Below are 20,218 nucleotides of genomic sequence, written 5' to 3'. Positions count from 1 at the left end.
TGTCTGCCGCCCTCGGCATCGTGTGCCAGCTGTATCGGCTCTGATCAGCTCTTCCGGGCTGTTCAAGGTTGACACAGAATCATGAGGATTTCCTCACGTTCAAATGCCGCCGGGGTGTCACAGGCGTGCATCGGAGAAATATCGCGTGATGTCTCTCACAGCCCTCCCGTGAAGTGACCGGTGAGTAGATCGCGTCCGTGCTGGACGAGGGCGGTGCGAGGACGTCCAAGAACCTGAGGAAAGCCTCATATTAATCGTTATCAATCTGTTACCACCTTGACGAAGTCCCAGGTTCATGCAGGTCCGCGCCCCCGAACCCGGGTCCGCGACCAGCGAAACCGAACCTGTCGGATCCTCGCACTAATGTTCGAATCCAGGAACAGCCGACAGCCATTCTCCGGGGGGAAGAAATGAGCACAGCCCACGTCCGCGCCCTACTCGATCATGTCGACGCGAAGCTGCCACGAGAGTCGTGGCCGCACTGGACGGAGGGCTGGCCGCACGAGATCGAAGCCGGTCTGCTCGATGCCGCGTTCTCCGCCCGCGCCACGTACGGCACGCCCACCACGGGGGTCCGCGCCGTCATCACCCGCTGGCGCGATCACCGGGCCGCACCTCTCGACGACCTCACGGCGCTCGCCGCGCACGCCGACGAACCCGAAGGCCTCCTGGCCGTCCTGAACAACCGGCAGCGAGTACCGGGGAACTACACCACCAAGGCCGAGGCCGTCGCCTCGGCGGCACGCTCGCTCACCGAGCTGGGCTGCACCACCTCGGCGGATCTCCGCGACGCCGAGGCCCAGCGGAACGCGATCGTCGGGGTGCCCGGGTTCGGTGCCGCCACCTGGGAGTGCCTCGCCATGCAACTCGGCATCCGCACCGCCGAATCTCACCGCCTGGTGTGCGAGTTCCTCGGCGAGGCGCTCGATCTCGAAGCACCCCCATCGACGGCAGACGCCGAACACCTCGTCGCCTCCGCAGCAGTGCGGCTCGAGATCACGCCCGCCACCTTCACCCACGCCGTCTGGCGGCACCAGCGCGCGCAGCGGCGGGTGGCAAGTGCGAGATGAAGTACACGCGAGAAGCGCTCGAGCAGGCGGTCGCGGAATCGACGAGCGTGGCCGGCGTCATGCGCTACCTCGGCCTGAAACCCGCGGGTGGGACACACGCTCACCTGAGTCGACAGATCAAGAGGTTCGGAATCGATACGACGCACTTCACCGGGAGCGCACACACCAAGGGCAAGCCGGCTCGCAATCGCATGTCGTGGGAGGAGATTCTCGTGGAACGACCACCAGGTAGCGCACGAGTGAAACCACATCTGTTGCGCCGGGCCCTGATCGAGGCCGGGGTCGAATACAAATGTGTTCTCTGCGGCCTCGGCGACGACTGGTGCGGAAGCCCCTTGACTCTGCACGTCGACCACATTGACGGTGATCCCCTCGACTCACGTTTGCATCAGATCCGGTTCCTCTGCCCCAATTGTCACAGTCAGACACCGACGTGGGCCGGCCGAAATCGCTGGACACAGGGTGGTGAGCACACAGGCTGATCCGAGGATGGGCTCCTGTCGAGGTGTGGCGTAGTCTGTCCTCGCGCGCGAGTGGCGGAATGGCAGACGCGCCACACTTAGGATGTGGTGTCCAACGGACGTGGGGGTTCAAGTCCCCCCTCGCGCACTTCTCGGGTTTCCCTGCCGATTCGGCGGCCCTGTTTCGCTTGGATCGACGGCTCGTCGGGCGCCTCCGGCGGCTGTGACCGCCACCATAGCGGCAACCTCTCCTAGCAGCGCATTCAGCGATTCAGGTACCGTCGTTATGTGTCCGGTAACCGTAAGCAACGCCGCCCCGCGCTGATCCTGTTGGTGGTCGTCGGGGCTCTCGGATGCCTCGCACTCGGCTGGTGGCAGTGGACACGTTTCGAAGCGGTGGGCGGGACCGGCCAAAATCTCGGCTACGCATTCCAGTGGCCCCTGTTCGCGGCGTTCCTCGTCTACGCCTATCGGCGATTCGTGCAGCTCGAGGACGCCGAACCGGCCGACCCCGCCGACGTCCCGGATGCTCCCACCGAACTGCGGGAGATCCCGGCCGACGTCTTGCCCCCTCGCCCCTCGGTGGCCGAGGACGACCCGGACGACCTCGAGAGCCGGCAGATTTCGCAGTACAACCAGTACCTCGCCGAGCTGTCTGCTCGCGAGACCGATAGGAGCACCACGTGAGCACGGGCCAAGACGAAACGACTGCCGGTTCGGTCGCAGACACCGCGAAGCAGAAGAAGATCGCCCCCGCGCTCCTGCGCTACCGCGTCCTCGCCTACGCCACCGGTGTGTGGCTGCTGGTCCTCACCGCAGAGATGGTGGCCAAGTACATCTTCAAGGTCGACAACCTGCCCAGCTGGATCGCCGTGGTCCACGGCTGGGTGTACTTCGTCTACCTGCTGGTGACGCTCGACCTGGCGGTCAAGGTGCGCTGGCCCGCGGGCCGGACGGTCGGAACGCTACTCGCGGGCACCATTCCGTTCCTGTCGTTCTACGTGGAGCACCAGCGGACCAAGCAGGTCCGCCGCAACTTCGGTCTCTGACCGAACCGGTCGGCTCTCTCACATGATGACCGGCTGCCCGGTGATCATCGCGATCACGTAGGTCAGCCAGCCGAGCGGTGTCTGAGGCACCATCATCGGCGACATGTGAACCTCCTCCCGTGAAACGTAGCGACTGTCAGTGCCCGGCGAGCGCCGCCAGGTCGGGGACGAGCTGAACGAGCGCCCGCCCTCGGTGCGAGGACGCGTCCTTCTCCTCGGGTGACAGCTGGGCGGCCGAGCGGGTATCTCCATCCGGCACGAAGACCGGGTCGTAACCGAATCCGCCGTCGCCGACGGGCTCACGGGCGATGCTTCCCCGCCATTCGCCGCGGACCACCGATTCCTCGCCGCCGGGCACCACGAGCGCGCACGCCGAGACGAACGCCGCTCCCCTGCGGTCGTCGGGCACGTCACCGAGCTGAGCCAAGACCAGGGCGGTGTTCGCGGGATCGTTTCCGTGCGTGCCCGACCACCGGGCGGACAGGACTCCGGGCATGCCGTTCAGCGCATCCACCTCGATTCCGGAATCGTCTGCCACACAGGGCATTCCGGTTGCGGCGGCACCGTCGCGCGCTTTCGCCAAGGCGTTCTCCTCGAACGTCGCACCCGTTTCGGGGGCCTCGGGGTACTCGGGTACGGCCTCGAGCCCGACCAGTTCGATTCCGTCGACACCGGCCGCCGCGAGCACCCGATGCAGTTCCCGGAGTTTCTTCGCGTTGCGGCTGGCCACCAGCACCCGTGTGGTTTCCGGCACCGATCTAGCCCCCGAACTTCTTCTTCGACGTCTCCGGGACCTTCGGCTCCGGAAGCGCACCGGGGTAGGGCAGTTCGAGTGCGGCCTTCTGGATCTCGAACAACTGCTCGCACCCTGCGAGCGCGGAGTCCAGCAGTTTGTCGAGCGTGCTCCGCGGGAACGTCGCGCCTTCGCCGGTGCCCTGGATCTCGACGAGGGTGCCCGTGTCGGTGGCCACGACGTTCATGTCGACCTCGGCGCGCGAGTCCTCCTCGTACGGCAGGTCGAGGCGCACACGGCCGTCGACGACGCCCACGCTCACCGCGGCGATGCCACAGGAGATCGGCTGGGGGTCGGCGAGGCGGCCGGCGGCGCGGAGGTAGGTCACCGCGTCGACGAGGGCCACATAGGCGCCGGTGATGGCGGCAGTGCGGGTTCCGCCGTCGGCCTGCAGCACGTCGCAGTCGAGGGCGATGGTGTTCTCACCGATGGCGGCGAGGTCGATGCAGGCACGGAGGGAGCGTCCGACCAGCCGGCTGATCTCCTGGGTTCGTCCACCGACCTTGCCCTTGACGGACTCTCGGCCGCTGCGGGTGTGGGTGGCGGCGGGCAGCATGGCGTATTCGGCCGTCAGCCAGCCGAGTCCGGAGCCCTGACGCCAACGGGGAACACCGTCCTCGACGCTGGCTGTGCACATCACCCTGGTGTTTCCGAATTCCACCAGCACCGATCCCGCGGGATGAGTGGTGAAGCCCCGGGTGATCTTGACCTCGCGGAGTTCGTCGTCCGCCCTACCGTCTTCTCGTGTGGTCACGGCAGAGAGCCTAGTCGCCCCCGCCCGGGGCGCGGGCACACGGCTTCAGACGGTGTAGACGCCGCCCGCGGACACCGCGTGCACGGGGCCGGAGAATTCGGCCTTGGCCTCGGCGATGACGTCTTCGCGGGACGTCCACGGCGGTATGTGGGTGAGCAGCAGTTCGGCGACACCGGCGCGGTGTGCGACCTGACCGGCCTCGGTCCCCGAGAGGTGGATCCCTTCGGGCCGGTCCGGGCTGTGCGTCCACGACGCCTCGGCGAGCAGGACGTCGGCCGCGCGGGCGAGGTCGATCACTTCGTCACACATGCCGGTGTCGCCGGTGTAGACGAGGGTGCGCCCGGCGCCGTTGGTCAGGCGGAACCCGTACGCCTCGGGCGGGTGGTTGACCCGGCGCGCGGTGATGGTGAGGTCGCCGAACGTGACCGGTTCGCCGTCGGTCCAGTGGTGCAGGTCGATCGTGTCGGAGATGTCGTCGATGTCGCCGCCGCACTCCGCGGACGCGACGCCGATCCGGCGGGCGGTGTCGGACGGGCCGTAGACGAGTGCGCGCCCCTTCGGCGGGTGCGGATGATAGCGGCGCCAGACGAGCAGTCCTGGGAGGTCCAGGCAGTGGTCCGCGTGCAGGTGGCTGAGGAGGACGGAGACCTCGCCGGGATCGGCGAACCGCTGGAGCGCACCGAGGACACCGGGTCCGAAGTCGAGTACCAGCGGCGGTGTGTCCGGCGCGGTCAACAGATAACCCGATGCAGGTGAGTCTGGTCCGGAGACGCTCCCTGAACACCCCAGGACGGTAATGCGCATACCCGCCATGCTGCCACGACGACCCGTTTCGGAAAAAGCTTCCGACGGAATTGGCGCGTCGACCTCACAACCGATGGGGAACTGTGACCTGACCATGGCGATCTACCGCGGATCCGCCGCCGTTACCGTTCCCATGCCTCTTCGAGGACTTGGACCTGTGGGTCGTAGGTGCCGGTCGAGAGGTACTTCCATCCGGCGTCGGCGACCACGAACGCGATGTCGGCCCGCTGTCCCGTCTCGAGGGCGTACCGCGCCACGTCGAGTGCAGCATGGAGATTGGCGCCGGTGGAGGTGCCGGCGAAGATTCCCTCGACGTCGATCAGTTCGCGGGTGCGCTGGATCGCCTCGGTGTGGCGTACCCGGAATCGCCGGGTGAGTACCGATTCGTCGTACAGTTCCGGAACGAATCCCTCTTCGATGTTGCGGAGGCCACACACCATTTCGCCGAAGCGTGGTTCCGCGGCCACGATCTCGATGCCGTCGACGTGCTCGCGGAGAAACCGGCCCGTACCCATCAGTGTCCCGGTGGTGCCGAGCCCGGCCACGAAGTGGGTGATCTCGGGAAGATCCCTCAGGATTTCCGGCCCCGTGGTCTCGTAGTGCGCCATCGCGTTGGCCGGGTTGCCGTACTGGTAGAGCAGTACCCAGTCCGGATTCTCGTCCGACAGTCGCCTCGCGACGGCGACGGCCTCGTTGGAACCACCGGCGGCGGGAGAGTCGATGATCCGGGCGCCGAACATCGTTAACAGCTGGCGGCGCTCCATCGACGTGTTCTCGGGCATCACGCAGATCAGCTGGTAGCCCTTCAGTTTGGCGGTCATCGCCAGAGAGATACCGGTGTTGCCGCTGGTCGATTCGAGTATCGTCGCACCGGGAGTGAGACGGCCGTCCCGTTCTGCTTGCTCGATCATGCGTAGCGCCGGGCGATCCTTGATCGAACCGGTGGGATTGTGATCCTCGAGTTTGGCCCACAACCGCACCGGGCTGCTGCCGTTCCAGCGTGGCGACAGCCGGGGCAGGCCGACCAGAGGTGTGTTCCCGAGAGTGTCGATGTACGAATCGAACCTTGCCACGGCAGCGATCAGCCTCCCGTGACTACACAGCGAACGGACGGACACTCACCGTCGACGTCGGGGGTCGAAACTGTGACAGCCATGATCAACTCCTGAGGGTGCGGTGGGGTGCGGCGACGGAGATCCGCCGCTGGGGACGCCCGGACCTCGGCGGCACGGCGTGTGCGCGAACCGCGAGTTCGACCACCTCCACCGGCCCTCCGTGACGACACTGTCGACAGCTCTGAACTACGCAGTACCTGGGTGCCCGAATCTCGGGTGGAGCCTACCAGCAGGCCCTACTCGCAGCGGTCGGATGCGCGGTACACGCCGGTGCATCGCACGCGCCTCACCCCGGGGGGATCACCCGAACGATTGTGGCCCCACCGCTTTCCGTGCCCGCTGCTTCCTGGCGTCCGCGGAGAGCAGCCAGGCTGCGACGACACCGCCGACGGCGCCGAACAGATGGCCCTGCCAGGACACACCGGGAGCGCTGGGGAGCACACCCCACAGCAGGCTGCCGTAGACGACGAACACCACCACACCCACGAGGATCTGGCCGAGGCTGCGGGCGAAGATTCCCCGGACCAGCAGGTAGGCGAGCCAGCCGAAGATCAGGACGGAGGCGCCGATGTGGTTGGAATAGGATCCGCCGGTCAACCAGGTGCCCAGACCTCCGACCACCCAGACGATCCCGGTGGCGGCGAGGCCGCGGGCGATGCCCGACAGCAGCACGAGGAACCCGAGGACCAGCAGCGGGACGGTGTTCGCGAACAGGTGCGCCCAGTCGTCGTGCAGGACCGGGGCGAACAGAATCCCCCACAGCCCGTCGATGGAGCGCGGCCCGACGCCGTTCTCTTCGAGTCGCTCGTCGGACGCCACGTCGACGATCTCGATGACGTACAGCAGCATCGTGAAGGTGCCGATGAGGATTGCGGACTGCAGCCACAGCGGCTTCGACTTCGACGCGGGCGCCGGCTTCGCGCCACCCCTCGGCACCGGCGAGTCGAATCGCGAGGAGTCGAACGACGACGTCATGATCCACACACCCCTGCCGTCATGCCCACAACTGCCCTTCCAGTGCTTCTTCTGCTTCCTCGACCGTACCGCCGTATGCGCCGGTCGACAGATATTTCCATCCGCCGTCGGCGACGATGAACGCGATATTCGCCGCGCGTTCGGCCTTGACGGCCTTGCGCGCCACCCCCAGCGCGGCGTGGAGGATCGCGCCGGTCGAGATGCCCGCGAAGATGCCTTCGTTGTCGATCAGTTGCCGGGTGCGACGGACGGCGTCGGCGGGGCCGACGGAGAACCGCGAGGTGAGGACGGATTCGTCGTACAACTCGGGGACGAAGCCCTCGTCGATGTTGCGGAGGCCGTAGACGAGTTCGCCGTACCGGGGCTCGGCGGCCACGATCTCGATGCCGTCGACGTGTTCGCGGAGGTAGCGCCCCACACCCATCAGGGTGCCGGTGGTGCCGAGGCCCGCGACGAAGTGGGTGATCTCGGGAAGGTCGCGCAGGATCTCGGGGCCGGTGGTCTCGTAGTGCGCCAGCGCATTCGCGGGATTGCCGTACTGGTACAGCATCACCCAGTCGGGATGCTCCGCGGACAGCTCCTTGGCCACGGCCACAGCCTGATTCGAGCCACCGCGCGCGGGCGAGTCGATGATCTGCGCACCGAACATCGTCAGCAGTTGCCTGCGTTCCACGGACGTGTTCTCGGGCATCACGCAGATCAGGTGGTAGCCCTTGAGTTTCGCGGCCATCGCGAGCGAGATCCCGGTGTTCCCGCTGGTCGGTTCGAGGATCGTGGCGCCGGGTGTCAGGGTGCCGTCGTTCTCGGCCTGCTCGATCATGCGGAGGGCGGGCCGGTCCTTCACCGAACCGGTGGGGTTGCGGTCCTCGAGCTTCGCCCACAGGCGGACCGGCGCAGCACCGTTCCAGCTGGGAGACAGGCGGGGCAGCCCGACGAGGGGTGTGTCGCCGAGGGTGTCGATCAGCGAATCGAACCGCGCCACGGCCGCGATCAGCCTCCGGCGACGGCGGGCAGGATCGTCACGGAGTCCCCGTCGGCCACCTCGGTGTCGAGTCCGCCGGAGAATCGGACGTCCTCGTCGTTGACGTACACGTTGACGAAGCGATGCAGGCGGCCGTCGTTGATCAGGCGGTCCTTGATGCCGCCGTAGTTGCCGTCGAGGTCGTCGATGACGGCGGAGAGTGTGGGACCTGTTGCCTCCACCCGCTTTTCACCGCCGGTGTGGGTACGCAGGATGGTGGGGATCGAAACTGTGACAGCCATGGTCGGCTCCTCGAGATGTGGGTGTCTTACCTGCCGCGGGCCCGTCGCGAGGGACGGCACCGTCACTTGTCGGGGATGTCTGCCACGGACGTGTGGGCAAACTTGTAGCTCTGGACCACGTCGACGGGTTCCTCGGTGACGACACCGTCGACGATGCGGTAGCTGCGCAGTTCGTGGACTTCGGGGTCGCGGGTGGAGATCAGCACGTAGTGGGCGTCCGGTTCGGATGCGAAGGAGATGTCGGTCCGGCTCGGGTACGCCTCGGTGGCGGTGTGCGAGTGGTAGATCACGACCGGCACCTCGTCGGCGTCGTCCATCGCCCGCCACACCTTCAGTTGCTCACCCGAGTCGAATCGGTAGAACGTGGGCGAACGCTCGGCGTTGATCATCGGGATGTGCCGTTCGGGGCGGTCGGAGCCGTCCGGCCCGGCGATGACCCCGCACGCCTCGTCCGGGTGGTCGGCGCGCGCGTGCGCGACCATCGCCTCGACGAAGTCCGATCGAATCACCAGCACGTCATCCACCTCCGTGAGCGCCATCCTAGGTGCGCACCGGCGAGTCGGCCACCGACCGGCCGGTACCTCAGGAACGCGTACCTCAGGAACGCGTACCTCAGGAACGCAGTGCTGAAGGGAACAGTTCGCGGTAGGTGGGAATTCCCGCGACGGGGGTGGCGCTGAGGACGGCGTCGACGATGGCCTTCTCCACCACTTCGGCGGCCGCGGTGCAGACGGCGTCGACGACGGGCAGATCGGGCGGGAACGCGTCGGGCACTCCCGCCGGGTGGTGGACCGGGTGGATGCCGGTGGAGAGCGCGAAGATCGTGTCGCCGTCGAGCGGCGAATGCGCCGGCCGGATCGCGCGGGCCAGCCCGTCGTGGCCGGCGACGGCGACGCGGCGTAGCGCCGCCTTGCCCAGGACGGCGTCGGTCGCGACGACCCCGATGGTGGTGTTGAGGACGGTGCTCTTGGCGATCAGTTCGCGCGCCGCCGACACCTCGGCGGCGACGGGGGGTCTGAGCCCGAAAGCGGCTGCACCCACGGTGGCGACACCCCACGGCAGTCCGGTCGCGGGATCGAACACGGTTCCGACGGGATTGGCCACCATCAGCGCGGACACCGTGATGCCCTTCGCCGGACCGTCCGTGACGACGACGCTCGCCGTTCCGATACCGCCTTTGAGCGCGCCCGCACGCGCCCCGACCCCGGCGCCCACCGAACCGGAGAGCACGGTGTGCGACGCAGAATCTGCTGCCCGGTAACCGAATTCGGCGGTGGGACGCCTGCGCCAGTCACCGACCGGCAGATCGAAGATCACGGCAGCGGGAACGATCGGGACCACCTGATCGGGCTCCCCCATGGCGATTCCGTGACCGTGCTCCTCGAGCCACCGCATGACGCCGTCGGCGGCGGCGAGTCCGTACGCGCTGCCGCCGGTCAGGACGATCGCGTGCACCTTCCGGACGCTGTGACTGGGGTCGAGGAGGTCCGTTTCCCGGGTGCCCGGTCCCCCGCCACGGACGTCGACCGCACCGGTCGCGCCGTGCGGCGCGAGGACCACGGTGCATCCGGTGGCGGCGCCGCGTCCGAGCGCGGCGTCCGCGTCGAGTTCGTGGTGGTGCCCGACGCTCAGGCCCACCACATCGACGAGCGAATCGGTGCGGCCCGGCGTCGTGGCCGTCACGGTGCGAGCGCCTGAACGAGCGAGTCCTGCATCCAGGTCAGCCAGTGGTAGATGTCGAGGTGCGGTGCGCGGGGATCGGCGGGATCGAGTTCGTCGGGCGTGTCGGCGTCGATGCCCAGGTTGGTGCCCAGTGCCAGCCGCACGTCGTTGAGACCGCTGAGCCAGGCGTCGGCCTGTTCCCGCGTGAGCAGCACCTTGCCGCCGTTCTCGGGCACCGTGTGGAGAATGACCGAGCCCGCCGCCAGTTTGGCGTCGATGATCTCCGGTTCGTGGAGTCCGCGCAGCGCACCGTTGATGTCGGCCTTCGATTCGGCGCGGATCTCGTCGTCGTCCGGCGCGTCCATGTCGGGACGGTGGAAGTCGGGCAGCAGCCGCGCGAGGACCTCCTCGTCGGGTGCCGCCGTGTTGCCGGTCCGCATCCCGGTGAGCGCCGCGAGTTCGTCCTCCGGGGCGGACGCGGCCCGCTCCTCGAGGAGACCGAGGACGGAGGCGACCAGCGATCGCAGCACCGTGGCCTCGTGCGCGTCCATCTCCGAACGCAGCTTCACACCGCCGAGCGAGTTCTTCCTGCTCCACATCCGCACGTCGTGTACCGAGTTCCTTACTGTCCGAACGGAAAGTTAGCTGCCGTCGCGCTGCATCGTGGCCCACAGGCCGGCCGCGTGCAGCTTGCGTACATCGTTTTCGACCTTGTCCCGGGAGCCGCTCGACACCACGGCCTTCCCCTCGGAATGGACCTGCATCATCAATTCCGTGGCCTTGGCTTTGCTGTACCCGAAGAGCTTCTGGAAAATGTAGGTGACGTAGTGCATCAAATTCACCGGATCGTCCCACACGACGGTGACCCAGGGACGATCATTGGCTTCATCGATCTCGGCGACCTCCGACTCTGCAGGGGTGACCTGCGGCGATGCCGGCATGGCATCCACGAATGGAGCTGTCGTCGAGCAATGAGCCATGACACCAGGGTACGACGCTCCTCCACTGGGCGACACCGCGGCTTACAGTGGCCGGGTGTCCAGAGACAGCACCGCCTTGTTCACCGACCAGTACGAGTTGACGATGCTGTCGGCCGCCCTCGCCGACGGTTCCGCCCACCGGCGCTGCAGTTTCGAGGTGTTCGCCCGCCGGCTCCCCGACGGCCGCCGGTACGGAGTCGTCGGCGGCACCGCCCGTCTGGTTGCCGCGCTGTCGAACTTCCGCTTCGGCGAGCAGGAACTCGCGATCGTGTCCCGCTTCCTCGACGAGGCGACGGTCGCGTGGCTGCGTGACTATCGCTTCAGCGGGGACATCGACGGCTACCGCGAGGGCGACTTCTACTTTCCCGGTTCCCCGATCCTCTCCGTCCGTGGAACGTTCGCCGAATGCGTCCTGCTCGAGACGCTGAGCCTGTCGATCCTCAACCACGACAGCGCGATCGCGTCCGCCGCCGCCCGCATGGTCAGCGCCGCCGACGGACGCCCCATGATCGAGATGGGTTCGCGGCGCACCCACGAGGAATCCGCGGTGGCGGCCTCCCGCGCCGCCTATCTGGCGGGTTTCACGGCCACGTCGAATCTGGAGGCGGTCCGCAGGCACGGAGTGCCCGGTGCGGGTACCAGCGCGCACGCGTTCACCCTGTTGCACACCACCCCGGACGGGCCGGACGAGGCGGCGGCGTTCCGCGCGCAGGTCGCGGCACTCGGAGTCGGGACCACGCTTCTCGTCGACACGTACGACATCACCGAGGGCGTCAGGACCGCCGTCGAGGTCGCGGGCCCCGGACTCGGGGGCGTCCGGATCGACTCCGGCGATCTGGGTGTGCTGGCCCGGCAGGTCCGCAGGCAACTCGACGACCTCGGTGCGGCCGGGACGAAGATCGTCGTCTCCGGCGACCTCGACGAATACGCCATCGCCGCGTTGCGCGCCGAACCGGTCGACGTCTACGGCGTCGGCACGTCCGTCGTCGTCGGCTCCGGCGCGCCGACCGCCGGAATGGTCTACAAACTCGTCGAGGTGGACGGCATCCCCGTCGAGAAGAGAAGCAGCAACAAGGCGTCGCGGGGCGGCACCAAGCGGGCGTTGCGATTCGCCCGGGACACCGGAACCCTGGTCGAGGAGGTCGTGTACTCGGCCCATTCGGACGCACCCGGCTCGGCGGTTCTCGAGGCGCGGGAGCTGCTGGTCCCGCTGGTGCGGGGCGGTGAGACCGTCTGCGACACGACTACCCTGGAGGACAGCAGATCCCTCTTGGCGGCGGGCCTCGTCAGCCTGCCCTGGGAGGGCCTGAAGCTCTCCCACGGCGAGCCCGCGATCCCGGTGCGCTTCGCCGAACCCGAACCCAGGAGGGCACCATGACCGACATCGAGAACACCGACGTCCGGCGGGCGCTGCTCGTGGTCGACGTCCAGAACGACTTCTGCGAGGGCGGCTCCCTCGCCGTCGACGGTGGTTCCGCGGTCGCGGCCGCGATCAGCGGCTTCCTGGCGGCGACCGAGTACGACGCCGTCGCGGCCACGATCGACCACCACATCGACCCGGGCCACCATTTCTCCGACGAACCGGACTACGTCGACACGTGGCCGGTGCACTGCAAATCGGGAACGTCCGGCGCGGACTTCCACCCCGACCTCGACCTGAGCGGCATCGAATCGGTGTTCTCCAAGGGCGAGTTCTCGGCGGCCTACTCGGGCTTCGAAGGCAGGAACTCCGACGGCCAGAGCCTGGAGAAATGGCTGCGTGCGGCCGGAGTCACCGAGGTCGACGTGGTGGGGATCGCCACCGATCACTGCGTGGTCGCGACGGCGCTCGACGCCGTGGCCGCCGGGTTCCCGACGCGCGTCCATCTCCCCCTCACCGCCGGTGTCGCCCCTGCGACCGTCGAGGCCGCGATCACCGCGATGCGGGCCGCCGGGGTGCGCCTCGTGGGCCGCGACTCGGGCACCCCCTCGGACCGCGTGACGATTTCTGACGTAGGTCCCGAGTAACCTGCTCGGGTGCCTGAAAACCTCCCCAACGTCCCCGAGCTGTTGCGCACGGCGGTGCGGTCGCTGGGCGGTGCCGAGCGGTCCAACCAGCTGACCATGGCTTCCGCCGTCGCGCATTCGATCGATACCGGGGAGCATCTGGCCGTCCAGGCCGGGACGGGCACCGGCAAGTCCCTCGCCTATCTGGTGCCGAGCGTCCGGCACGCGGTGCAGAGCGGGAAGACTGTCGTCGTCTCGACGGCCACCATCGCACTGCAGCGTCAGCTGATCGACCGCGACATGCCGCGGCTCGCGGACGCGGTCGAGGGTTCACTCGGACGGCGACCGCACTTCGCGATCCTCAAGGGCCGCAACAACTATCTGTGCATGAACAAAATCCACACCGGATCCGCCGAAGAGCCTCCCACGGACGAGCTGTTCGACCCGTTCGCGGTGTCGCGGCTCGGACGCGAGGTCCAGCGCCTCACCGAGTGGTCCTCGGACACCGAGACCGGCGACCGCGACGACCTGGCCCCCGGAGTCAGCGACAAGGCGTGGCGCCAGGTCAGCGTCACCGCCCGGGAATGTCTCGGCAAGTCCCGGTGCCCGGTCGGCGAGGACTGCTTCGCCGAGCGCGCCCGCGCGGAGGCCTCTCAGGTCGACGTCGTGGTCACCAACCACGCCCTGCTCGCCATCGACGCCATCACCGGAATCGCGATCCTCCCCGAACACGACGTCGTGGTCATCGACGAGGCGCACGAACTGGTCGACCGGGTCACCAACGTCGCCACCGCGGAGTTGGCGGCGTCGACGATCAGTGCCGCGGCGCGGCGCTGCGCGAAGCTCGTCGAGGAGCAGGACGCGGACCGTCTCGAGGCCGCGGGTGAGGGCTGGGCGGCACTGCTCGAGGAATTGCGGCCGGAACGGTGGGAGGCACTGCCGCCCGGCGCCGCCCCCGCACTCGCCGCTGTCCGCGACGCCGCGTGGTCGCTGCGCACGGCCATCGGCCCGTCCCGTCCCGGCATGGCGTTGAGCGATCCCGAGGCCGCCGCCGCGCGCAACACCGCACTCGCGTCGGTCGAGGAAGTCCACGACAGCGCCGTCCGCGTTCTCAGCGCCTTCGACGAGCCGGATCCGGCCAAGCGTCACGACGTGGTGTGGCTGGCCGCCGACGACAATCGCGGTTCGATCCGCCGGGTGGTGCGGATGGCGCCGCTGTCGGTCGGCGGGCTGCTGCGTTCCCGGCTGTTCGCCGAATCGACCGTGGTCCTGACGTCGGCGACGCTGACTGTGGGCGGGTCGTTCGACGGTCTCGCGGTCAACTGGGGACTTCCTGCCGAATCGTCAGTCGTGATCGATCCGGCGATGGCCACCGGCTCCGAGGCGCCGTCCGATTCGGGCACGCTCAAATGGAACGCCCTCGACGTCGGGTCGCCGTTCGACCACGCCCGCGCCGGCATCATCTACATCGCGAAGCAGCTTCCGCCGCCGGGCCGGGACGGCCTCTCCCCCGCGTATCTCGACGAGATCGCCGAACTCGTCGAGGCGGCGGGCGGGCGCACGCTGGGATTGTTCTCGTCGATGCGGGCCGCCAAGGCCGCGTCCGAGGCCATGCGCGACCGGCTCGACACCCCGATCCTGTGCCAGGGCGACGACTCGACGGGCGCCCTCGTCCGGGCGTTCGCCGGCGACGAGCCGACATCGCTGTTCGGCACGCTGTCGCTGTGGCAGGGTGTCGACGTGCCGGGCCCGTCCCTCAGCCTCGTAATTCTCGACCGCATCCCCTTCCCCCGCCCCGACGACCCGTTGCGGGTCGCCCGGCAGAAGGCCGTCGAGTCGCGCGGCGGAAACGGGTTCCTCTCCGTCGCAGCCAATCACGCGGCGCTGCTGCTCGCACAGGGTGTGGGACGTCTGCTGCGCAGCGTCGACGACAAGGGTGTGGTGGCCGTCCTCGATCCGCGGCTCGCCACGGCCCGCTACGCCGGGTACCTTCGCGCCTCGCTGCCTCCGTTCTGGGAGACGTCCGATCCGGAAGTCGTGCGTAAGGCACTGGGGCGGATCCGCGATTCGCGCCCCTGAACCGCGGCCGCGCACTGAGTCGGACAGCGACGGGGTGCGCACCTATGCTCGACCGATGGACCTTGCGATCTCAGTCCGCGGACTCACCAAGAAGTTCGGCGAAGTCCTCGCCCTCGACGGCCTCGATCTGGAGGTGAAGTCGGGCGAGGTGCACGGATTCCTCGGACCCAACGGCTCGGGCAAGTCCACGACCATCCGGGTGCTCCTCGGCCTCCTGCGCGCCGACGGCGGTTCGGCGTCCGTTCTCGGTTCCGATCCGTGGCAGGATTCCGTTCCTGTGCATCGGCGACTGGCCTACGTTCCGGGGGATGTGAACCTGTGGCCCAATCTGTCCGGTGGCGAGGCGATCGACCTTCTCGGGCGGCTGCGCGGCGGACTCGATCCGGTCCGTCGAGCGTCGCTGATCGAGCGGTTCGAACTCGACCCCACCCGCAAGGGCCGCACCTATTCGAAAGGCAACCGGCAGAAGGTCGCTCTCGTGGCTGCGCTCGCCGCCGACACCGAACTCCTCATCCTCGACGAGCCGACGTCGGGCCTGGACCCGTTGATGGAGGCGGTGTTTCAGGAGTGCATCACCGAATTCGCCCGCGAAGGACGCACGGTGCTGTTGTCCAGCCACATCCTCGCCGAGGTCGACGCGCTGTGCCACGCCGTCACCATCATTCGCGCGGGTAAGACCGTGCAGGCGGGAACGCTGTCCGAACTGCGCCATTTCACCCGCACCACGGTGACGGCGACCACCCGGATCAAGCCCACCCCCATCGCGAATGTCCCCGGCGTGCACAACCTGCAGAAGGGTGAGGACGCGAACACGGTGACGTTCGACGTCGATTCCGATCAGATCGATCCTGTCATGACCACGCTGACGGGGCTGGGCATCATCTCGATCACCGCCAACCCGCCGACGCTCGAGGACCTGTTCCTCCGCGAGTACCGCGACGAGGTCGAGGCACTCGGGATCGGACGGCCGCAGTGAGTCGACTGAGCGGAACGGGTGTGCTCGCCGAACTGGCGGTGCGCACCGACCGGGTCCGGATTCCGGTGTGGACGGTCGCGGTGGCGGGCCTCACCGTCCTGATCGCGTCGAGTTACTCGACCATCTACCCGACCGCCGAATCACGGCAGGCCCGTGCCGAACTCATCTCGTCGCCGGCAGCCACGGCACTCGCCGGGCCGGGGTACGGGCTGGACGGCTACACGCTCGGTGCGATGGTGGCCAACGAGATCGCCGGCATGACGATGGTGGCCGTCGCGATCATGTCGGTGCTGCTGGTGACGCGGCATCTGCGGACGGAGGAGGAGACCGGACGCACGGAACTGGTACGCGCCGGCGTCGTCGGGCGGTATGCGGGAATCACGGCGGGACTGATCTCCGCGGCGCTCGCAAACCTGTTCGTCGCGCTTCTGCTCGTCATCGGGTTGCTCGGTGTGGGTCTGCCTCCGGCGGGTTCGCTGAACATGTCCGCGGGTGTGCTGGTGGTGGGTCTGGTGTTCACCTCGTTGTCGGCGCTGGCGTCCCAGTTCACCGAACACGCCCGCACGGCAAGCGGTGTCGGGATCTCCGCGATCATCGTCGGGTATCTGCTGCGGGCAGTGGGCGACGTGCAGCAGGGACACAGCGGGAGCCTGCTGACGTGGGTGTCGCCGATCGGCTGGTCGCAGGCCACCCGCGCCTATGTCGACGAACGCTGGTGGCCGTTGCTGATCGGAATCGTCGCAGCGGCGCTGACCGTCGGGTGCGCATATGCCGCCATCGGTCGCCGGGACGTCGGGGCGGGGCTCCTTCCGCCGCGGGGCGGGCGCGCCGAGGCGTCCCCCCGCCTGACCGGTATCACCGCGCTGGCGGCGCGTCAGCAGCGCGGTCAGATCCTCGCCTGGGGTGTCGGTGTGTTCGCGCTGTCGCTGCCCATCGGTTCACTCGGCAAGCAGATCAGCGATTTCATCGACCAGGATCCCGATCTCGCGCAGCTGCTGCCGGGTGGCGCCGCGGCGGCGGCCGACGGTGCATTCGCCCTGTATCTGGTGTTCCTGGTGGTGATGGCGGCGATGTACGCCGTCGGCGCCGTCGTATCCATCCGTTCCGAAGAATCGTCCGGTCGCGCCGAGGAGGCACTGGCCACCCCCGTGTCGCGGGCGTCGTGGCTCGGTGGACAGCTGGCCGTGATCGCCGCTGCGGCGGTCGCGATCGCGGTGGCGGCGGGGGTCGGCATGGGGATCACCGCGGCGTTCACGCTGTCCGATGCCGGGGCGCTCGGCCGGTTGATCGGCGCGGCCCTGAACTCCGTGCCTGCCGTGCTCGTGATCGTCGGTGCGTGCGCGGCCGTCTACAGCCTGAGTCCGCGCGCGTTGCCGGCGTTGTGGGTATTTCTGGGCTACGTGCTCGTCGCCGGAATGTTCGGGGAAGTGCTCCCCGACTGGTTCGGGGTGCTCTCCCCCTTCCACTACACGCCGGCCCTGCCTGCCGAGAGTTTCTCGGCTACTCCCCTCGCGGTTCTGCTGCTACTCGCGGCGGCCCTGTTCCTCGCGGCGGTCACCGGATTCCAGCGCCGGGACGTCGGCCGGTGACGGCTCGGTAGCGCCGGTCAGGGGTTCGGCGCCGTCACCAGGCCCAGCTCGGACGGGGCGACGAGCAACCGGTGGTGCGGAAGGACCCGCACCGTGTATCCGACCGACCCGGACAGCGGCAGGGCCAGGTCGGCGACGAACAGCTCCCCGGACTCCTCCGATGCGAAGTGGGTCATCGGGACCGTGACGATGTCGGTGAGTTCCTCGTCCGGTCCGGCCTTTCCGATCACGGCCTGCACGGTGACGTCCGAGACGGACAGTTCGCCGAGGCGGATGCGGGCGCGCAGCACCAGGTTGGCGCCGATCTCGGGAGTGTCGGGTAGTCCGGCGCCGTCGACCTGCAGGACCGCCACCGCCGGCCAGGCGGCCTCGACGCGACGACGGAACGCGGCGAGTTCGCGGGCCCCGGCGTAGTTCTCTTCCGCCACCGTCCGGGCCGCTTCGGCGGCGGGCGCGTAGTACTGGACGGCGTAGTCGCGCACCATCCGCGACGCGAGCACCTTGGGTCCGAGATTCTGCAGTGTGTGACGAACCATCTCCACCCAGCGCACCGGCAGGCCGTCCGCACGGTCGTAGAACCTCGGCAGAACGGCGCGTTCGAGCAGTTCGTACAGTGCGCTGGCCTCGAGATCGTCGCGCCGCGTCTCATCGACGACGCCGTCCGCGGTCGGGATGGCCCAGCCGTTCTCGCCGTCGAACATCTCGTCCCACCAGCCGTCGCGGATCGACAGGTTCAGTCCGCCGTTGAGGGCGGACTTCATCCCCGACGTGCCGCACGCCTCGAGCGGGCGCAGCGGGTTGTTGAGCCACACGTCGCAACCCCAGTAGAGGTACCGCGCCATCGACATGTCGTAGTCGGGCAGGAAGGTGATGCGGTGCCGGACGTCGGCGGCGTCGGCGAACCGCACGACCTGCTGGATGAGGGCCTTCCCGCCGTCGTCCGCGGGGTGGCTCTTCCCGGCGACCACCAGCTGCACAGGCCGCTTCTCGTCGAGGAGCAGGGCCCGGAGCCGCTCGGGGTCGCGGAGCATCAGCGTCAGTCGCTTGTAGGTGGGCACTCGCCGGGCGAAGCCGACGGTGAGCACGTTCGGGTCGAACACCTCGTCCGTCCAGCCGAGTTCGGCGGACGTCGCACCGCGTTCGATCCAGGATGCGCGTACCCGGCGGCGCACCTCCTCGACCAGTTTCCCGCGCAACGCGTTGCGGGTCGACCACAGTTCCTCGGCGGACAGGTCCTGCAGCCGCTCCCAGCCGCGGGCCTCCTCCACCAGTTCGGGGCCCAGGATGCGGGTTGCGAGATCGATCCATTCGGGTGCGGCCCAGGTGGGCGCGTGGACACCGTTGGTCACCGACCCGATCGGTACCTCTTCGGCGTCGAATCCCTGCCACAGCGGCTGGAACATCTCGCGGCTGACGATGCCGTGCAGCTTGGACACGCCGTTGGCCCGTTGCCCGAGACGCAGGCCCATGTGGGCCATGTTGAACACCGACGGATCCGATTCGCGGCCGAGTCCGAGGATCCGGTCGATCGTCAGCCCCGGTAGCAGCGAGGATTCGTTCGCACCGTTGTCGCCGCCGAAGTAGTGCCGCACGAGGTCGGCCGGGAACCGGTCGATTCCCGCGGGCACCGGGGTGTGGGTGGTGAAGACCGTGCCGGCCCGGACCGTGGCGAGCGCTTCGTCGAAGTCGAGCCCGCCGGTGGTGACCAGTTCACGGATCCGCTCGATGCCGAGGAAACCCGCATGCCCCTCGTTCATGTGGAAGACGGCGGGGTCGGGCAGGCCGTAGGCGTGGGTGTAGGCGCGCACGGCCCGGACACCGCCGATGCCGGCGAGGATCTCCTGTTTGATGCGGTGGTCCTGGTCGCCGCCGTACAGACGGTCGGTGACGCCCCGCATCTCGGCGTCGTTCTCCGCGATGTCGGAGTCGAGCAGCAGCAGCGGGACGCGTCCCACCTGGGCGATCCACACGCGGGCGCGCAGAACCCGGCCCCCGGGGATCGCGACGTGGACGAGGACGGGCGCCCCACCCGACGACTGCGGCCCGGACTCGGTGAGCAGACGCAGCGGCAGGCCCTGCGGGTCGTGCGGCGGGTAGTGCTCGGCCTGCCAACCGTCCGCGGTCAGCGACTGCCGGAAGTAACCCGAGCGGTACAACAGGCCGACACCGATCAGCGGCAGGCCCAGATCGGACGCCGCCTTCAGGTGGTCACCTGCGAGAATTCCGAGTCCACCGGAGTAGTTGGGCAGCACCTCGCTGACCCCGAACTCCATTGAGAAATACGCGATCCCACCGTCGAGCGACACTCCCTTGGCCTGCTGGTTCTGATACCAGCGGGGCCGGGACAGGTAGTCGTCGAGGTCGGCGGCCGCGGCGTCGAGCCGGGCCAGGAACGCGACGTCCTCGGCCAGTTCGTCGAGGCGGGCGGGATCGACCTCACCGAGCATGCGGACCGGGTCGAACTGCACCTGCCGCCAGAGTTCCGCGTCCAGCAATCCGAACAGTTCCTGCGTCGCCGGATGCCACGACCAGCGAAGATTGGTGGACAGCGGACCGAGGGCAGCGAGCCGCTCCGGAAGGTGGGCTCGGACAGTGAACCGACGCAAGGCTTTCACCTCGCGAACGATAACGCACTAGGGGCGTCGTTGCTCCGTGTCGGGGC

Annotated in this window: 21 protein-coding genes and 1 tRNA gene; 10 read left to right on the top strand and 12 right to left on the bottom strand. The window is 68.4% G+C overall.

Annotation, left to right across the window (positions count from 1 at the left end; genetic code table 11):
- The first annotated feature begins 410 nt into the window (after positions 1-410).
- The 5 genes from QM841_RS21795 (at position 411) to QM841_RS21775 (ending at position 2,580) form a co-directional block, all read left to right on the top strand.
- Positions 411-1,070, top strand: a complete 660-nt coding sequence (locus tag QM841_RS21795; protein ID WP_283333550.1) for a DUF8548 family protein — start codon at positions 411-413, stop codon at positions 1,068-1,070.
- A complete protein-coding gene (locus QM841_RS21790; protein WP_061699027.1) occupies positions 1,067-1,552 on the top strand; it encodes an HNH endonuclease signature motif containing protein in 486 nt (161 codons plus the stop codon). The genes QM841_RS21795 and QM841_RS21790 overlap by 4 nt, the downstream gene beginning before the upstream one ends.
- 45 nt (positions 1,553-1,597) lie before the next feature.
- Positions 1,598-1,679 (top strand) — tRNA-Leu (locus tag QM841_RS21785).
- A 140-nt stretch (positions 1,680-1,819) separates the two neighbouring features.
- Complete coding sequence (locus QM841_RS21780) at positions 1,820-2,218, top strand: transcriptional regulator (RefSeq protein ID WP_283333549.1); 399 nt, start codon at positions 1,820-1,822, stop codon at positions 2,216-2,218.
- On the top strand, positions 2,215-2,580 hold the full coding sequence (locus QM841_RS21775; protein WP_283333548.1) for a DUF3817 domain-containing protein: 366 nt from the start codon (positions 2,215-2,217) through the stop codon (positions 2,578-2,580). The genes QM841_RS21780 and QM841_RS21775 overlap by 4 nt, the downstream gene beginning before the upstream one ends.
- 136 nt (positions 2,581-2,716) lie before the next feature.
- On the opposite strand, the gene rdgB is transcribed toward QM841_RS21775, so the two are convergent.
- From rdgB to clpS, 11 genes are all read right to left on the bottom strand, one after another.
- Positions 2,717-3,334, bottom strand: coding sequence for an RdgB/HAM1 family non-canonical purine NTP pyrophosphatase (gene rdgB / locus QM841_RS21770; protein ID WP_283333547.1), 618 nt, complete (start codon positions 3,332-3,334; stop codon positions 2,717-2,719).
- Positions 3,335-3,338: 4 nt separating this feature from the next.
- Positions 3,339-4,127, bottom strand: coding sequence for a ribonuclease PH (rph, locus tag QM841_RS21765; protein WP_007296580.1), 789 nt, complete (start codon positions 4,125-4,127; stop codon positions 3,339-3,341).
- 45 nt (positions 4,128-4,172) lie between these two features.
- The gene (locus tag QM841_RS21760; protein WP_283333546.1) at positions 4,173-4,931 is read right to left on the bottom strand and encodes a cyclic nucleotide-degrading phosphodiesterase; all 759 of its coding nucleotides are present in this window, start codon (positions 4,929-4,931) and stop codon (positions 4,173-4,175) included.
- A gap of 122 nt (positions 4,932-5,053) precedes the next feature.
- Positions 5,054-6,004, bottom strand: a complete 951-nt coding sequence (locus tag QM841_RS21755) for a PLP-dependent cysteine synthase family protein (protein WP_283333545.1) — start codon at positions 6,002-6,004, stop codon at positions 5,054-5,056.
- 342 nt (positions 6,005-6,346) lie between these two features.
- Positions 6,347-7,021 carry a rhomboid family intramembrane serine protease gene (locus QM841_RS21750; protein ID WP_011594448.1) on the bottom strand — a complete coding sequence of 225 codons (675 nt, stop codon included), beginning with the start codon at positions 7,019-7,021 and terminating at the stop codon, positions 6,347-6,349.
- 19 nt (positions 7,022-7,040) lie between these two features.
- Positions 7,041-8,003: a PLP-dependent cysteine synthase family protein gene (locus tag QM841_RS21745; RefSeq protein ID WP_005262003.1), complete on the bottom strand. Its 963-nt coding sequence runs from the start codon at positions 8,001-8,003 to the stop codon at positions 7,041-7,043.
- An 8-nt stretch (positions 8,004-8,011) separates the two neighbouring features.
- Positions 8,012-8,284, bottom strand: a complete 273-nt coding sequence (locus QM841_RS21740; RefSeq protein WP_009474135.1) for a MoaD family protein — start codon at positions 8,282-8,284, stop codon at positions 8,012-8,014.
- A 62-nt stretch (positions 8,285-8,346) separates the two neighbouring features.
- On the bottom strand, positions 8,347-8,823 hold the full coding sequence (locus QM841_RS21735) for a M67 family metallopeptidase (RefSeq protein ID WP_283333544.1): 477 nt from the start codon (positions 8,821-8,823) through the stop codon (positions 8,347-8,349).
- 73 nt (positions 8,824-8,896) lie between these two features.
- Complete coding sequence (locus QM841_RS21730; RefSeq protein WP_283333543.1) at positions 8,897-9,967, bottom strand: P1 family peptidase; 1,071 nt, start codon at positions 9,965-9,967, stop codon at positions 8,897-8,899.
- On the bottom strand, positions 9,964-10,551 hold the full coding sequence (aosR, locus tag QM841_RS21725; RefSeq protein ID WP_283333542.1) for an oxidative stress transcriptional regulator AosR: 588 nt from the start codon (positions 10,549-10,551) through the stop codon (positions 9,964-9,966). The genes QM841_RS21730 and aosR overlap by 4 nt, the downstream gene beginning before the upstream one ends.
- A 36-nt stretch (positions 10,552-10,587) precedes the next feature.
- Entirely contained in the window at positions 10,588-10,926 is a 339-nt protein-coding gene (gene clpS, locus QM841_RS21720; RefSeq protein ID WP_039950843.1) for an ATP-dependent Clp protease adapter ClpS, read from the bottom strand.
- Here clpS and QM841_RS21715 point away from each other — a divergent pair.
- From QM841_RS21715 to QM841_RS21695, 5 genes are read left to right on the top strand one after another with little or no spacing between them, the layout of a single operon-like run.
- Positions 10,925-12,304 carry a nicotinate phosphoribosyltransferase gene (locus QM841_RS21715; protein ID WP_283333541.1) on the top strand — a complete coding sequence of 460 codons (1,380 nt, stop codon included), beginning with the start codon at positions 10,925-10,927 and terminating at the stop codon, positions 12,302-12,304. The two genes, clpS and QM841_RS21715, sit on opposite strands and share 2 nt — an antisense overlap.
- Positions 12,301-12,933 carry an isochorismatase family protein gene (locus QM841_RS21710; protein WP_283333540.1) on the top strand — a complete coding sequence of 211 codons (633 nt, stop codon included), beginning with the start codon at positions 12,301-12,303 and terminating at the stop codon, positions 12,931-12,933. The genes QM841_RS21715 and QM841_RS21710 overlap by 4 nt, the downstream gene beginning before the upstream one ends.
- A gap of 9 nt (positions 12,934-12,942) precedes the next feature.
- Positions 12,943-14,991 (top strand): ATP-dependent DNA helicase, encoded by a 2,049-nt coding sequence (locus QM841_RS21705; RefSeq protein ID WP_283333539.1) that lies wholly within the window; start codon positions 12,943-12,945, stop codon positions 14,989-14,991.
- Between the two features lie 55 nt (positions 14,992-15,046).
- Positions 15,047-15,967 (top strand): ABC transporter ATP-binding protein, encoded by a 921-nt coding sequence (locus QM841_RS21700; RefSeq protein ID WP_280784726.1) that lies wholly within the window; start codon positions 15,047-15,049, stop codon positions 15,965-15,967.
- Positions 15,964-17,556 carry an ABC transporter permease gene (locus tag QM841_RS21695; protein WP_283333538.1) on the top strand — a complete coding sequence of 531 codons (1,593 nt, stop codon included), beginning with the start codon at positions 15,964-15,966 and terminating at the stop codon, positions 17,554-17,556. The genes QM841_RS21700 and QM841_RS21695 overlap by 4 nt, the downstream gene beginning before the upstream one ends.
- Before the next feature lie 17 nt (positions 17,557-17,573).
- On the opposite strand, the gene glgP is transcribed toward QM841_RS21695, so the two are convergent.
- On the bottom strand, positions 17,574-20,171 hold the full coding sequence (gene glgP / locus QM841_RS21690; protein WP_280784728.1) for an alpha-glucan family phosphorylase: 2,598 nt from the start codon (positions 20,169-20,171) through the stop codon (positions 17,574-17,576).
- Positions 20,172-20,218 lie beyond the last annotated feature (47 nt).

Origin of the sequence: Rhodococcus sp. IEGM 1307 (assembly GCF_030056915.1) — a bacterium.
Lineage (GTDB): Bacteria > Actinomycetota > Actinomycetes > Mycobacteriales > Mycobacteriaceae > Rhodococcus_F > Rhodococcus_F opacus_D.
The sequence above is the reverse complement of the archived record's forward strand: the minus strand, read 5'-3'. Positions and strand labels throughout refer to the sequence as shown.